A 13,517-nucleotide genomic window follows, 5' to 3' on the forward strand; every position below is an offset into this window, starting at 1 on the left:
CCCTATTTGACGCGGCGGACCTTGGCGCGAGTGTTGTAGGTGCCGACCTGCATGTACCAGACGCCGGCGATGCCGGGGGTGATCTTCACCTTGGGCGCGGTGAGGCGCACGCTGGACAGGCTTGCCGCCTCGGTCTGTTCCCACTCCTGGCCGTTGGCCAGCACGTACTTGCGGCCCTTGCCGAAGCCGGTGAACTCGCCGACCAGGGTGCTCTCGATCGGCTCGGCGCTGCCGAAGTCGAAGAAGCCGCGGTTCTTGGTGATCACCTCGCGGCGGCCTTCCTCCTTGGCCTTTTCCAGCGCCACCGCGGTCTCCTTGGCGACCTTGCCCTGCAGCCAGTCGTTCAGCGCGGCCAGTTCCTGCGGCGACAGCTTGTCCAGCCCGGCGGCCTTGAACTCCTGCGGCGACATCTGCGTCTGCAGATCGCCGGAGACGGTGCGCTGGGCGAGTGCCGGGGCGGCGGATACGGCGAGCGCCGCGCACAGGACCAGGGAGGCGAGACGCGCAAGGGACATGGCGGGGATCCGGGCAGTGGGATGCGCGGTAGTGTAGTCGCAAGCGGTGACGGCGCACCGCCCGCCGGCGCACCCGGGGCCGCGTCGGCGCCCGGCCTCAGTCGTCGGCGGCGGGCGCGACGGCCGCGCGTGGCGGCCGCCGGTACACGAAGTCCGGCGCCGGCGCGGCGGCTTCGCGCTGCGCCAGCGCCTGCAGTGCCGCGTGCGCCGGGGCGCGTTCGCAGACCGGGTCCAGGGTCGCGGCATCGCCGCTCAGCGCCAGCGCCTGGCAGCGGCAGCCGCCCCAGTCGATCTCGCGCTTCGGGCAGCCCTGGCACACCTCGGGCATCCAGGCGCTGCCGCGGAAGCGCACGAAGGCCTCGCCGTCTGCCCAGATCGCCGCCAGCGGCCGCGTGCGCAGGTTCTCGAAGCGCATGTCCGGCAGGGTCTCGGCGGCGTGGCAGGGCAGCACGTCGCCGCGCGGGGAAATGTTGACGAAGCGCTGGCCCCAGCCGCCCATGCAGGCCTTGGGCCGGTGCGCGTAGTAGTCGGGGGTGACGAAATCGATGTGCAGGCGGTCCTGCAGGCGCAGGCGCGCGGCGTCCACCGCGGCCACGGTGGCGTCGATCTGCGCGCGGCTGGGCATCAGCGCGGCGCGATTGCGCAGGCCCCAGCCGTAGTACTGGGTATGGGCCACTTCCAGGCGCTCGGCGCCGAGCTCCAGCGCCAGCTCGATCATTGCCGGAACACGTTCGGCGTTGTGCCGGTGGATCACCGCATTGATCGTCAGCGGCAGGTCGAGCGCGCGCACCGCCGCGGCGAACGCGCGTTTCTTCGCCAGGCTGTCGCGGTAGCCGGCGATGCGGTCGGCGCCGGCGGCGTCGGCGTCCTGGACGCTCAACTGCACGTGTTCCAGCCCGGCGGCGGCCAGGGCCGCCAGCATCGGCGCGCCGCCGGCCACGCCGGAGGTGATCAGGTTGCTGTACAGGCCCAGTGCGCGCGCATGCGCGACCAGCTCGGGCAGGTCCTTGCGCAGCATCGGCTCGCCGCCGGAGAAGTGCGCCTGCAGCACGCCCATCGCCGCGGCCTGGTCCAGCGCCGAGCGCCAGCCGGCGGTGTCCAGTTCCTCGCGCAGGCCGGCCAGTTCGATCGGGTTGGAGCAATACGGGCAGGCCAGCGGGCAGCGGTGGGTCAGCTCCAGCAGGATCGACAGCGGCGGTGGCACCGGCGCGCTCATGCGCGCAGCAGCCGCTTGGCGTGCAACTGCTGCGCCAGTTCGCGCACGTCGCGTTCGACCTCGGTCGGGTCGGCCTCGAATTCGGTGGCCAGGTCCGCGGCGATCGCCGCCAGGCTGCGGGTGCCGTCGCAGCGCGAGACGATGGCGTGGGCGATCTCGTCCAGCTCGATCACCCGCTCCGGCGCCAGCAGCACCCATTGGTCGCGGGCGCGGTCGTGCTGCAGGCGCACGCCAACGGCGAGCCGCGGCTGGCTGCTAGCGTCCAGCGTGCTCATGCCGCTGCCTGCGCGGCGTCGGGAGCGAACGCGTCCGGCCAGGCCACACCCGGCTGCACGTAGGCGAAGTGCAACGCGTCCAGTTGCGACCACAGCACGCCGCACTTGAAACGCAGCGCGTCCTGCACCAGGCGCTGCTTCTCCACGGTGTCGGCGTGGCGCTTGACGTAGTCCAGCGCGAAGTCCGAATCGCGCGGGGCTTCGTGCAGGCGATGCTCGAAATACGCCAGCGCCTCGCGCGAAACGAAGTCGTAGTGCTGCAGCATGCCGGCCACGCGGTGGCTGATGATGCCCGGCGCGAACAGCTCGGTCAGCGACGAGGCGATGGCCTCCAGCAGGCTCTTCTCGCGCACGAAGTGCAGGTAGCCCTGCACCGCGAAGCGGGTGCCGGGCAGCAGGCCGCGGCCGGACTGCACCAGGTCGCGGTCCAGCCCGAGCGCGTCGGTCAGGTGCAGCCAGCGGGCGATGCCGCCTTCGCCGTCGCTGCTGCCATCGTGGTCGACGATGCGTTGGCGCCAGATCCGGCGCAACGCCGGATCGTCCATCCGCGCCAGGATCGCCGCGTCCTTGAGCGGGATGCAGCGCTGGTACTCGTAGCGGTTCAGCGCCCAGGCCTGGACCTGGCCGCGGTTCAGGCGCCCGCTGTGCAGCAGCGCGTGGAAGGGATGCTGGTCGTGGTACAGCCGCGCGCCGATCGCGCGCAGCGCGGTTTCCAGTTGCTCAGGGCTCAGCAAGGCGCTCACGGGCTCGGCCTCGCAGGCGATACGGGGGTTCGGGTCATAGCGCGATCTCCATGCCGTCGTGGGCCACGTCCCAACCGTGCGCGGCGACGGTGGCGCGCTCCGGGGAACCGGCGTCGAGGATCGGGTTGGTGGTGTTGATGTGGATGAAGACCTTGCGCGCCACCTGCAGATCGGCGAAGGCGCGCAGGGTGCCGGCCGCGCCGTCGATGCTCATGTGGCCCATGCGCTGGCCGGTCTTGGCGCTGACGCCGAGTTGCACCAGTTCGTCGTCGCACCACAGCGTGCCGTCGAAGAACACCAACTCGGCGCCGTCCAGCCGCGCGCGCAGGGCATCGGTCAGCGCGGCGCAGCCGGGGATGTAGTGCACGCGGTGCTGGCCGTCGTCGATGGTCAGGCCCAGCGTTTCCTCGACGGAGCCGGCCAGGTCGCCGCTGTGGCGGCTTTCCATGAACAGCGGCACCTTGCCCGGCACCGCGAACGGCGTGACCTGCAACCCCAGCAGCGACAGCGGCGTGTCCAGGGCGAACGGGTGGCGGTGCACGTAGGCCGGATGCAACGCGTCGAACACCGGGTTCTGCGCCAGCAACTCGAGCACGCGGCCGCTGGCATACAGGTCGAAGCGCTGGCTCTCGCGCATCGACAGCAGGCCGGCGATATGGTCGATCTCGCCGCTGGTCAGCAGCACGGCCTCGATCGGGGAATGGCGCTGCTCGCGCTGCGGCCACAGTGCCGGCGTGGCCAGCACCTGCTGGCGAAAATCCGGTGAGGCATTGATCAACAGCCAGCGCTGGCGGTCGACGCTGACCGCGATGCTGGCCTGGGTACGGCGTTGGGCACCCGGGTGTTGCTGCCACGCGCGTTGGCTCGCGGGCGTGTGGCAGTTCCACTGCGGGTGCCCTCCGCCTGCCGCCGATCCCAATACGATGAGGTGCATCCGGTCTCCGTTGGCATAAGGGGATGCCCCCCATCCCCGAACACGCCGCGTCGAGCCTGGCGGTTCAACCCGATGGGCCGCGTTTGCCCACGCACGTGGCTGCGTCATCGCTCGGGCGTGGACAGATGTCCACGTCCTCGCTCTTTCTTGCCACAGGCGCGCGCAAGCACGGCGCGGCATGCTCGGGGATGGAAGACATACCCCGGCCGGTCGCGCTTCGGTCGCGGGAAAGGAGGGTTGCGCGGGTCAGAGCTCGCCGGAGGCGTAGCAGTTGATTTCCGCACCGACGCAGATCTCACGGATCACAGGCTTGTTCCACTTCTTCATGTGCGTTCCTCTTCGAGTCGGTCCAGGGGCGACGGCAGCGGCGCATGCAGGACAGCATGCGGTTGCCATCGCGTTCGAGCATAGGCGCGGGGGTCGGGGCGGTTGTGAAATTCAGGTAAAAGCGTGGCAAGTCGCAACCGGGTCACAGTGAGCTGGCGGTGCGTATGCGCGTGGTGCTGCGCAGGCGTGCGCTCGGCGCAATTGTGAGAACGCGCACAAGCGCGTTAGTGTAGGCGGCCCCGTTTTCGTCGACTGCGTCCGTCCTTGAACCACACCGTCCACTCCGGCCTGGAGGCGTTGCTGCAGCGCCCGGCGGCCGCGACCCTGGCGCCCGCCCTGCGCGCGGCGCTGCTGCAGGCCTGGCAGGCGCAGCCCGAGCCGCCGCGGCTGCCGTGGCCGGTGCTGGCCGACACGCTGGATGCGCTGGCGTTGCTGTCGGCCGACGAGGCTGCGCTGCTGGCCGCGGTGCTGTTCGACCTGCCGGGCTTGCGCGCGCAGTTGCCGCAACTGCCGGTGGCGCCGCCGGCGCGGGCGCAGGCGGTGGTCGGGTTGCTGGAGGCGCAGGACGCCGCCGACCAGGTGTGGGCGCTGCATGCCGGGCGCGAGGCCGGGCGCAACAGCGAGGGCCTGCGCCGGCTGCTGCTGTCGATCGTGCAGGACCTGCGGGTGGTGCCGATCCTGCTGGCGCGGCAACTGGCGCAGATGCGCGTGGCCGACAAGGCGCCGGAGGCGCAGCGCCGCGCGCTGGCGCAGCTGACCCGCGACATCCACGCGCCGCTGGCCAATCGCCTGGGCATCTGGCAGCTGAAATGGGAGCTGGAGGACCTGGCGTTCCGGCACCTGGAGCCGGACACCTACCGGCGCATCGCCCGCGAGGTCGACGAGAGCCGGGTGGCGCGCGAGCGCTACATCGAGGCGGTCAAGAAAATCCTGTCCAAGGCGCTGGCCGAGCAGGGCCTGCGCGCGGAGATCAGCGGGCGGCCCAAGCACATCTACAGCATCTGGCGGAAGATGCAGAAGAAGCGCCTGGCCTTCGACCAGTTGTACGACCTGCGCGCGGTACGGGTGATGGTCGACGACGTCGCCGCCTGCTACGCCGCGCTGGGCGTGGTGCACGCGCTGTGGGCGCCGGTGCCCAGCGAGTTCGACGACTACATCGCCCGGCCCAAGGCCAACGACTACCGCTCGCTGCACACCGCGGTGGTCGGCCCGGAAGGGCGCACGATCGAGGTGCAGATCCGCACCCACGACATGCACGCGCAGGCCGAGCTGGGCGTGGCGGCGCACTGGAAGTACAAGGAAGGCGGCAAGGGGGCGGAGAAGGCCTTCGACCGCAAGATCACCTGGATGCGGCAGCTGCTGGAGCAGTCGCAGGACGGCGAGCAGGGCGGGCTGGCCGGTGCGCTGGACGCCGAGCTGGTCGAGGACCGGGTCTATGCGCTGACCCCGATGGGCGAGGTGATCGACCTGCCGCAGGGCGCCACGCCGCTGGACTTCGCCTACCACGTGCACACCATGGTCGGGCACCGCTGCCGCGGCGCCAAGGTCAACAACCGCATCGTGCCGCTGACCCACAAGCTGCGCAGCGGCGACCGCGTGGAGATCCTCACCGGCAAGGAGGCCGAGCCGCGCCGCGACTGGCTGCTGCCGGCCAACGGTTACCTGGCCAGCGGGCGCTCGCGCGACAAGGTGCGCGCCTGGTTCCACAAGCTGGACCGCGCGCGCAACGTGCAGGCCGGCAAGGAACTGCTGGAGCGCGAACTCAAGCGCCTGGGCCTGCAGCAGGCCGACCTGCTGCAGGCGGCGAAGAAGTTCCATGCCGACGGCGTGGAGGAGCTGTACATCCAGGTCGCGCTGGGCGATGTCGGCCCCAGCCAGGTCGGGCGCGCGCTGCACGAGGCCGAGCGCGCCGCGGCGCAGCCGGCCGCGCCGGCCATGCCGCGGCCGACCGCGCGGCGCACCGGCCTGGGCAAATCCAAGTTCACCGTGCAGGGCGTGGGCAATCTGCTGGTGCAACTGGCGCGCTGCTGCCAGCCGGTGGCCGGCGAGCCGATCGCCGGGTATCTCACCCGCACCCGCGGCGTCACCGTGCACCGCAGCGACTGCGCGGCCTTCGCGCGGCTGGCCGCCAGCCATCCGCAGCGGGTGCTGCCGGTGGAGTGGGGCCAGGCCGGCGGCGGCTACGAGGTCGACGTGCTGGTGCGCGCAGTGGACCGGCGCTGGTTGCTCAAGGACATCACCAACCTGATCGCCCAGGAAGAGGCGCACGTGCTGGAGATCAACAGCGACAACGTGCGCGACAGTGGCCTGGCGCAACTGCGGCTGCGGCTGAAGGTCGGCGACTACGGGCAACTGTCCACCTTGCTCGGCAAGCTCGACGCGCTGCCGGGCGTGCACGAGGCGCGGCGGCTGGGCTGAGCGCCGGCGCCGCGCGGGGCCGCAGGCGTGCCTGCGGCCGCTCTGGCCGTCCCCGGCGGGGCGGGGGCGAGGCGACGCACAGCTGTTCGTCATCGGGCCGACGCTAAGCTTGCGCGGTGAGCATGCCGCCAGATCAGGTCAGGGACGAACCCCAGCGCAGGCCGCGGCCGGTGCCGCTGTGGCGCGACCGGCGTGTCTGGCGCTGGGCGCTGGCGGTGCTGCTGGTGCTGGGCACGACGCTGGTGCTGTTTCGCCGCCCGCTGGCCGACCTGATCTGGCCGGAGACGCGCATCCAGCAATTGCTCGACCAGGGCCACGCGGCGCTGCGCGCGGGCCGGCTCAGCGCCGCCGACGGCAGCGGCGCGCGCGAGCGTTTCGAGGCCGCGCTGGCGCTGGACGGCGACCGCATGCAGGCGCGCGTCGGGCTGGCCGCGACCGGGCGCGCGGCGCTGGGCCAGGCGCGCGCGGCGCTGGCCGCCGGCCGTTATCCGCAGGCGCGCGAGGCGTTGGCCCTGGCGCGTGCGCTGCAGGTACCGCGCGCCGATGCCGATCGCATCGAGGCGGCGTTGCGTGCGCGCGAGGCCGCGCATGCCGGTATCGATCAACTGCTGCAGCGGGCGGCGCAGGCGCGCCGCGACGGGCATCTGGACGATGGCCCGGACGCGGCCCTGCCGCTGTACCAGCGGGTGCTGGAGTTCGCGCCTGAGCGCACCGCGGCGCTGGAAGGCCGCGAGGATGCGCTGTCGGAACTGCTGCAGCACGCGCGCAGCGCGCTGGCGCGCGGCGACCTGGCCGCCGCCGCGGCGCTGGTGGAGCGCGCGCGCGGTTACGACGCCGGCCATGTCGACCTGCCCGAGACCCAGGCGGAACTGAACCGGGCGCTGGAGCGCCTGCAGCACGACGCCGAGCAGGCCCTGCGTCGGCAGCGCCTGGACGCGGCAGCGCGCGCCTTCGCGCAGTGGCGCGCGGCGGTACCGGATGCGGCGGGCGCCAGCGACGGCCTGGAGCGGGTCGCCGCGGGCTATGCCCTGCAGGCGAGCCGGGCCGCCGCCGATTTCCGTTTCGGCGAGGCCGAGCGCGCGCTGCGCAAGGGCCAGGCGCTGGCGCCCGACAGCCGCGCCGTGGCCGACGCCAAGCAGGCGCTGCAGCGCGCCCGGCAGAGCCAGGCCACGCCGCAAGCGCGGGTGTCGCCGGCCGAGCGCGAGCGGCGCCTGCAGCGCCTGCTGGCCGACCTGCAGGCCGCCGAGGCGCGTGGCGACTGGGTCACCCCGCCCGGCGCCAGCGCCTACGACACCTTGCTCGCGGCACAGACCCTGGCACCGCGCGACGCGCGGGTGCGCGCGGCCGAGCAGCGGGTGCTGGCGGCGCTGCGACGCTGTTTCGACGATGCCATGCGCGGCAACCGGGTGCTGGCGGCAAGCGCCTGCTACGACGCCTGGCGCGCCTTGGCCCCGGGCGGCAACGGCCTGGTCACCGCCCGCCGGCGCCTGGCGCAGCGCTGGCTGGCGGTCGGCGACGAGCGCCTGGGCGGCGGCGATGCCACCTTTGCGCGGCAGGCGCTGCAGCGCGCCCGCGCGATCGATTCGTCCACCCCGGAACTGGCCGCGTTCGAGCGCCGCCTGCGCAGCCTCAGCCCTGGGCGTTAGTGCATGCAGTACGGGTTAGGCTTTTCTGCTGGCTGAGGCTGCAATGCGTCGGGGCTGAAGCCCCTCCCACAGGTGCACTCGGACAGCGCATGTGTCGTGAACTTTTTACGGCGCGGGCGTTATCTGCTCAGCACGGCCTAAGGCAGCGGCGATGCGCGCGGCACCGTTGTGGGAGGGACGTCAGTCCCGACGCGATAGAAAACGGCGCGCCACCGCCGCTCACGCCAGGAACGCCTCCCGCACCGTGGCGCGCGCAGCGTCCAGCGAGAAGTGGGTCTCGATGTTGCGCAGGCCGTTGTCGGCCAGCCGCTGCCACAACGCCGGATCGGCGTACAGCTGCGCGATGGCGTCGGCAAATGCTGCGGCCTCGTCGGCGATCAGCACGTCCTCGCCATCGCGCAGGTGCATGCCTTCCACCGCGCAGGCGGTGGCCACCACCGGCTGGCCGTGGGCCATGCTCAGGTTGACCTTGCCCTTGACCCCCGCGCCGAAGCGCAGCGGCGCCACGGCGATGCGCATGCCGTCCATGTAGGCGGCGATGTCGGGGACGTGGCCGAGCAGTTCGACACCGGCGGTGGCCTCGCCGAGGCGGCGGATGTCCTCCGGCATGTCCGCACCGATGCAGTGGAAGCGCACCTCCGGCAAGCGCAGGCGCACCGCCGGGAACACCTCCTGCAGGAACCAGCGCACCGCATCCACGTTGGGCGCATGGCGGAAGCCGCCGACGAACACCAGGTCGCGGCGCTGCGCCCACGGCAGGCCGGGACCGGCGACCTCGTGCAGGTTCGAGATCAGCGCCGTGCGCACTTGCGGCGCTTCGCGCTGCAACTGTTCGCGTTCGACCGCGCTGACCAGCACGGTCACGTCGACCTGCGCCATCACCTCCAGTTCGCGCGCGCGCGTCCGCTCGGCCTCGCGCAGCAGGCGCGCGTCGCCGGCGAGTTCGGCGCCGCGGCGTTCGCGCAGGTAGTGCAGGTCCACGGTATCGAACAGCCGCCGTGCCTGCGGCGCGAACCGGCGCAGCAGCGGCAGGCAGGCGTGGGCGACGTGGTGGCGCACCAGCAGCACGCTGTGGAAGCGCGCGCCGTGCTGCTGCAGGAACCCAGTGAGGGTCTTCAGGTACGGCGCGTGCCATACCTCCACACCCAGCCGCTGCAAGGCCTCGCTGTGGCGGCTGGCGTAGCTGCGCTCGCTGGGCACGAACACCACGTGGGCGCCTTCCTGCAGCAACAGGCGGATCAGGTTGAGCTGGCGCAGCGAGGCGGAGTCGCGGTCCGGCTGCGGCAGCGCTTCGTCAAGGATCAGCACCTGGCGCTGCTGGCGGTGCAGCAGCGCTGGCGTCGGCACCGTGCCCGGCGCCAGGTGCCGCGGCAACACGTCGGCCCACTTGGCGGCGAAGACCGCGCGGTTGCGCACCTGGTAGGCCTTGACCCCGCTGCCGGTGTCGGTGCCGTTGCTGGTGCCTTCGTCGTGGACCACGCGGCTGGCCGGTTGCACCAGCGTGCGCAAGCCGGCGGCGCGCACCGCGAAGGCGAGATCGGTGTCCTCGTAGTACGCCGGCATGTAGCGCGTATCGAAGCCGCCCAGCGCCAGGAAGCGCGCACGTTCGATCGCCAGCGCCGCGCCGCTGCCGTAGTCGACGTCGCGCAGGTAGGCGTAGCGCGGATCCTCGGGCGACTCGAAGCGGCCGTAGCTCCACGCGCTGCCGTCGGCGAAGACCACGCCGCCGGCGTCCTGCAGGCGGCCGTCGGGATACAGCAGTTGCGCGCTGACCAGGCCGGCCTCCGGCAGTTGCGCGAAGGTGTCCAGCAGCGCGTCCAGCCAGCCCGGTTGCGGCACCGTGTCGTTGTTGAGGAACACCAGGTAGCGGCCCTTCGCACGTGCAGCGCCGTCGTTGCAGGTGGCGATGAAGCCGCCGTTGTGCTCGCGCACGTGGTAGTGCAGGCCGACGATCTGCGGCAGCCACTGCGCGGTGGCATCGCTGCTGCCGTCGTCGATGACCAGGATCTCGCAAGGGGCGGCTGGCGGATGCGCGGCCAGCGCGCGCAGGCAGGCGAGCGTATGGTCGACGTGGTTGTAGACCGGGATCACGATGCTGACCAAGGGCGCCGGACTGTTCGGCACCGCGAACGGCGCGAACGGCGCCGGCGCCACCGCAAACAGCGCGCGCTGCGGCGGCGGCAGCGGTTGCGCATGCACGCGCAGGCGTTGCCAGGTGCTGCGCCAGCCGCGCGTGCGCAGGCTGGTCAGGCCGCGCCGGACCAGGCCGGCCAGGCGGTTCAGGGCGTAGCGCGCATTCGCCCACGACATCGACATCCGGCACCACTCCAACTTAAACGAAGAGGCCGCCGCGCCGCGCTGCCCGCTGGGCTGCGCTAGACTCGGCGGAATTTACATTCTCGCATTCCCGTGCCCCGACGCTACGACGATCACGACACCGACGATCAGGACGACGCCCTGGACAGCCCCGCCGCCGTATGGCGCCGGCGCCTGCTCACCTGGGGCCTGGCCGCCGCCGCACTCGGCCTGGGCTTCCTGATTCCATACACGGTCTATCTGAACAAACAGGTCACCCAGCGTTTCGGCGAACTGCGCTGGCAGATCCCCACCCGTGTCTACGCGCGCCCGCTGGTGCTGGCGCCGGACACGGCGATGGACCCGCAGACGCTGAAGACCGAACTGGATGCGGCCAGCTATCGCGCCGACGCCGGTGCCGAGCGCCCCGGCAGCTACCAGCAGGACGGCAGCCGCTTCACCATCGCCAGCCGCGGCTACGTCGACGTCGACGGGCGGGTCGCGCCGCGGCGCATCGAGGTCGGCTTGGCCGGCGGCCGCGTGGTGGCGCTGCGCGATGCGCAGACGCGCAAGGCGCTCAAGGCCGCGCGGCTGGATCCGGCGCGCATCGCCACGCTGTACGGGCAGAAGCAGGAAGAGCGGCGCCTGGTGCGCGTGGACGAGGTGCCGGAACTGCTGGTCACCGGCTTGCAGGCGGTCGAGGACCGCGACTTCAATTCGCACCACGGCATCGACCTGAGCGGCATGGTCCGCGCGGCCTGGGTGATGGTGCGCTCCGGCGGCAAGAGCCGGCAGGGCGCCAGCACCCTGACCCAGCAGTTGGCGCGCAGCGGCCTGCTCGGCATCGGCAAGGAACAGACGGTCACCCGCAAGTTCAACGAGATCCTGTACGCGCTGATCATGGAGGCGCGCTACGACAAGCGCACCATCCTGGAGGCGTATCTCAACCAGGTGTACCTGGGCCAGCGCGGTAGCCAGGCGGTGCATGGTGTCGCGTCCGGTGCGGAGTTCTGGTTCGGCCGCGAACTCGATGCGCTGGCGCCGGAGCAGGTGGCGCTGCTGATCGGCCTGGTCAAGGGGCCGTCCTACTACGACCCGCGGCGCTATCCCGAGCGCGCGCTGGACCGGCGCAACTTCGTGCTGGGCAAGCTGCGCGAGAGCGAGCTGATCGACGAACCCACCTACCGCAAGGCGCTGGCCGCACCGCTGGGCGTGCCGGCCGAACCCGGCCTGGTCGCCGCCAACCGCTTCCCGGCCTATGTCGACCTGGTGCGGCGCCAGCTGGCGCGCGATTACCCCGAAAGCGCGCTGCAGGGCGCCGGCCTGAGCGTGCTCACCGGCATGTCGCCGTCGGCGCAGGCCTATGCCGAAGGCGCAGTCACGCGCACCATCACCGCGCTGGAGACCAACAAGAAGCGCCCGCCGCTGCAGGCCGGCCTGGTGCTCACCGACACCCACAACGGCGAGGTGCTGGCGGTGGTCGGCAGCCGCGACGTGGCCCAGCCCGGCTTCAACCGCGCGATCGAGGCGCAGCGCCAGGTCGGTTCGCTGCTCAAGCCGTTCGTGTACCTGCTGGCGCTGGCGCAGCCGGACCGTTTTTCGCTGGCCAGCTGGGTCGACGACACGCCGGTCACCGTGCAACTGGGCCGCGGCCGCACCTGGAGTCCGGGCAATTCCGATGGCCGCAGTCACGGCACCGTGCGCGTGGTCGATGCGCTGGCGCATTCCTACAACCAGGCCACGGTGCGCGTCGGCATGCAGGTCGGGCCGGAGCGCGTGGCGCAACTGGTGAAGGTGCTGGCCGGCATCGAGGCCGAGGTCAATCCCTCGCTGATCCTCGGCGCCACCGACCAGAGCCCGTACGCGATGGCGCAGCTGTACCAGTTCCTGGCCTCCGGCGGCGAGATCCAGCCGTTGCATGCGGTGCGCGGCGTGCTCGATCCGCAGGGCAAGCTGCTCAAGCGCTACGACAAGACCCCGGCGCCGGCGCAGGAGGGCGACTCCATCGCCGCCAACCTGGTCGGCATGGCGCTGCAGCAGGTGGTCAGCAACGGCACCGCGCGGCAACTGCTCAGCGACGGCCTGGGCAAGCTGTCGCCGGCCGGCAAGACCGGCACCAGCAACGACGGCGTGGACAGCTGGTACGCCGGCTACACGGGCGATCACCTGGCGGTGATCTGGATCGGCAACGACCAGAACAAGCAGACTGGTCTGTACGGCGCCACCGGCGCGATGCGGGTGTGGTCGGGCATTTTCTCGCGGCTGCCGAGCGCGCCGTTGCAGGTGCAGGGCAAGGGCATCGACTGGCAGTGGATGGACCCGGTGGGGTACAACAGCACCGACGCGACATGCCCCGGCGCGCGCCAGTTCCCGTTCGTGGTCGGCTTCGTGCCGGCGTACGCCGCGTGCACGCCGCCGCAGGCGCTGCCGGAAGAGGCCGCGCCCGCCGAGGGCGAACACCAGGGCGGCGGCTGGCGTAGCTGGTTCGGCCTGGACAAGAAGAAAGACCCGCCTGCCGACGCGGCCACGCCGCCGCCGGCGCATTGATTCCCGGATTCCGGATACCGCTCATGACCGCACGTCTTCCCGCCATCGCCGCCTTCAGCCTGCTGCTCGCCTCCTGCGTCAGCGCGCCGCCGCCGCCGCCCCCGGCCGTGCCGGTGGACACCACCACGCCGGCGCAGCGCCTCGCCGCGATCGACGCCAGCGGCGGTGCCGACGACACCGAACTGAGCGTGCAGCCGCTGCGCGATCCGGAAGTCGAGGACCTGCGCGAGAGCGCCAAGCGCAAGCGCACCGCCGGCGACCTTGCCGGCGCCGCCGCGGCCCTGGACCAGGCGCTGAAGCTGGTGCCGGACGACCCGGCGCTGTTGCAGGACCGCGCCGAAGTGGCGCTGCTGCAGAAGGACGATGCGCAGGCCGAAGCCTTCGCCAAGCGCGCCATCGACCTGGGCTCGCAGACCGGCCCGCTGTGCCGCCGCCATTGGGCGACCATCGAACAGGCACGCCTGGCCCGCGGGCAGAAGGAAAACGCCGCCTCGGCGCACGCGCAGATCGCGGGGTGCACGGTGCCGGGGATCAAGCGGTACTAAGGGCCGGGAATGGGGAGTCGGGAATGGGGAATGGGTAAAAGCTGCGTTTCTGGCGG

11 protein-coding genes are annotated in these 13,517 nt (G+C 71.9%); 4 read left to right on the forward strand and 7 right to left on the reverse strand.

The window, feature by feature from the left end:
• Window positions 1-2: 2 nt before the first annotated feature.
• From M3U25_RS09295 to pqqA, 6 genes are all read right to left on the reverse strand, one after another.
• Window positions 3-515, reverse strand: a complete 513-nt coding sequence (locus M3U25_RS09295; RefSeq protein WP_355498069.1) for a hypothetical protein — start codon at window positions 513-515, stop codon at window positions 3-5.
• A gap of 97 nt (window positions 516-612) precedes the next feature.
• Window positions 613-1,731 carry a pyrroloquinoline quinone biosynthesis protein PqqE gene (pqqE, locus tag M3U25_RS09300; RefSeq protein WP_242161118.1) on the reverse strand — a complete coding sequence of 373 codons (1,119 nt, stop codon included), beginning with the start codon at window positions 1,729-1,731 and terminating at the stop codon, window positions 613-615.
• Entirely contained in the window at window positions 1,728-2,006 is a 279-nt protein-coding gene (gene pqqD / locus M3U25_RS09305) for a pyrroloquinoline quinone biosynthesis peptide chaperone PqqD (protein ID WP_242161117.1), read from the reverse strand. The genes pqqE and pqqD overlap by 4 nt, the downstream gene beginning before the upstream one ends.
• Window positions 2,003-2,749 carry a pyrroloquinoline-quinone synthase PqqC gene (gene pqqC / locus M3U25_RS09310; protein WP_242161116.1) on the reverse strand — a complete coding sequence of 249 codons (747 nt, stop codon included), beginning with the start codon at window positions 2,747-2,749 and terminating at the stop codon, window positions 2,003-2,005. Before pqqC ends, pqqD begins: the two co-directional genes overlap by 4 nt.
• Before the next feature lie 34 nt (window positions 2,750-2,783).
• Window positions 2,784-3,683, reverse strand: a complete 900-nt coding sequence (pqqB, locus tag M3U25_RS09315) for a pyrroloquinoline quinone biosynthesis protein PqqB (RefSeq protein WP_242161115.1) — start codon at window positions 3,681-3,683, stop codon at window positions 2,784-2,786.
• Between the two features lie 246 nt (window positions 3,684-3,929).
• A complete protein-coding gene (pqqA, locus tag M3U25_RS09320; RefSeq protein WP_355588567.1) occupies window positions 3,930-4,079 on the reverse strand; it encodes a pyrroloquinoline quinone precursor peptide PqqA in 150 nt (49 codons plus the stop codon).
• Window positions 4,080-4,274: 195 nt separating this feature from the next.
• Between pqqA and M3U25_RS09325 the strand changes: the two genes are divergently transcribed.
• Both M3U25_RS09325 and M3U25_RS09330 read left to right on the forward strand, forming a co-directional pair.
• Window positions 4,275-6,428, forward strand: a complete 2,154-nt coding sequence (locus M3U25_RS09325) for a bifunctional (p)ppGpp synthetase/guanosine-3',5'-bis(diphosphate) 3'-pyrophosphohydrolase (protein WP_355498062.1) — start codon at window positions 4,275-4,277, stop codon at window positions 6,426-6,428.
• A 122-nt stretch (window positions 6,429-6,550) separates the two neighbouring features.
• A complete protein-coding gene (locus tag M3U25_RS09330) occupies window positions 6,551-8,074 on the forward strand; it encodes a hypothetical protein (RefSeq protein WP_355498572.1) in 1,524 nt (507 codons plus the stop codon).
• A gap of 219 nt (window positions 8,075-8,293) precedes the next feature.
• Here M3U25_RS09330 and M3U25_RS09335 read toward each other — a convergent pair whose 3' ends face one another.
• A complete protein-coding gene (locus M3U25_RS09335; RefSeq protein ID WP_355498059.1) occupies window positions 8,294-10,390 on the reverse strand; it encodes a glycosyltransferase in 2,097 nt (698 codons plus the stop codon).
• Between the two features lie 93 nt (window positions 10,391-10,483).
• Here M3U25_RS09335 and mrcB point away from each other — a divergent pair, with 93 nt between their 5' ends.
• Together mrcB and M3U25_RS09345 are read left to right on the forward strand one after the other, a co-directional pair.
• The gene (gene mrcB, locus M3U25_RS09340; protein WP_355498056.1) at window positions 10,484-12,916 is read left to right on the forward strand and encodes a penicillin-binding protein 1B; all 2,433 of its coding nucleotides are present in this window, start codon (window positions 10,484-10,486) and stop codon (window positions 12,914-12,916) included.
• A 23-nt stretch (window positions 12,917-12,939) separates the two neighbouring features.
• A complete protein-coding gene (locus tag M3U25_RS09345; RefSeq protein WP_355498053.1) occupies window positions 12,940-13,461 on the forward strand; it encodes a tetratricopeptide repeat protein in 522 nt (173 codons plus the stop codon).
• Window positions 13,462-13,517 lie beyond the last annotated feature (56 nt).

The organism is Xanthomonas sp. PPL134 (assembly GCF_040595915.1).
Lineage (GTDB): Bacteria > Pseudomonadota > Gammaproteobacteria > Xanthomonadales > Xanthomonadaceae > Xanthomonas_A > Xanthomonas_A indica.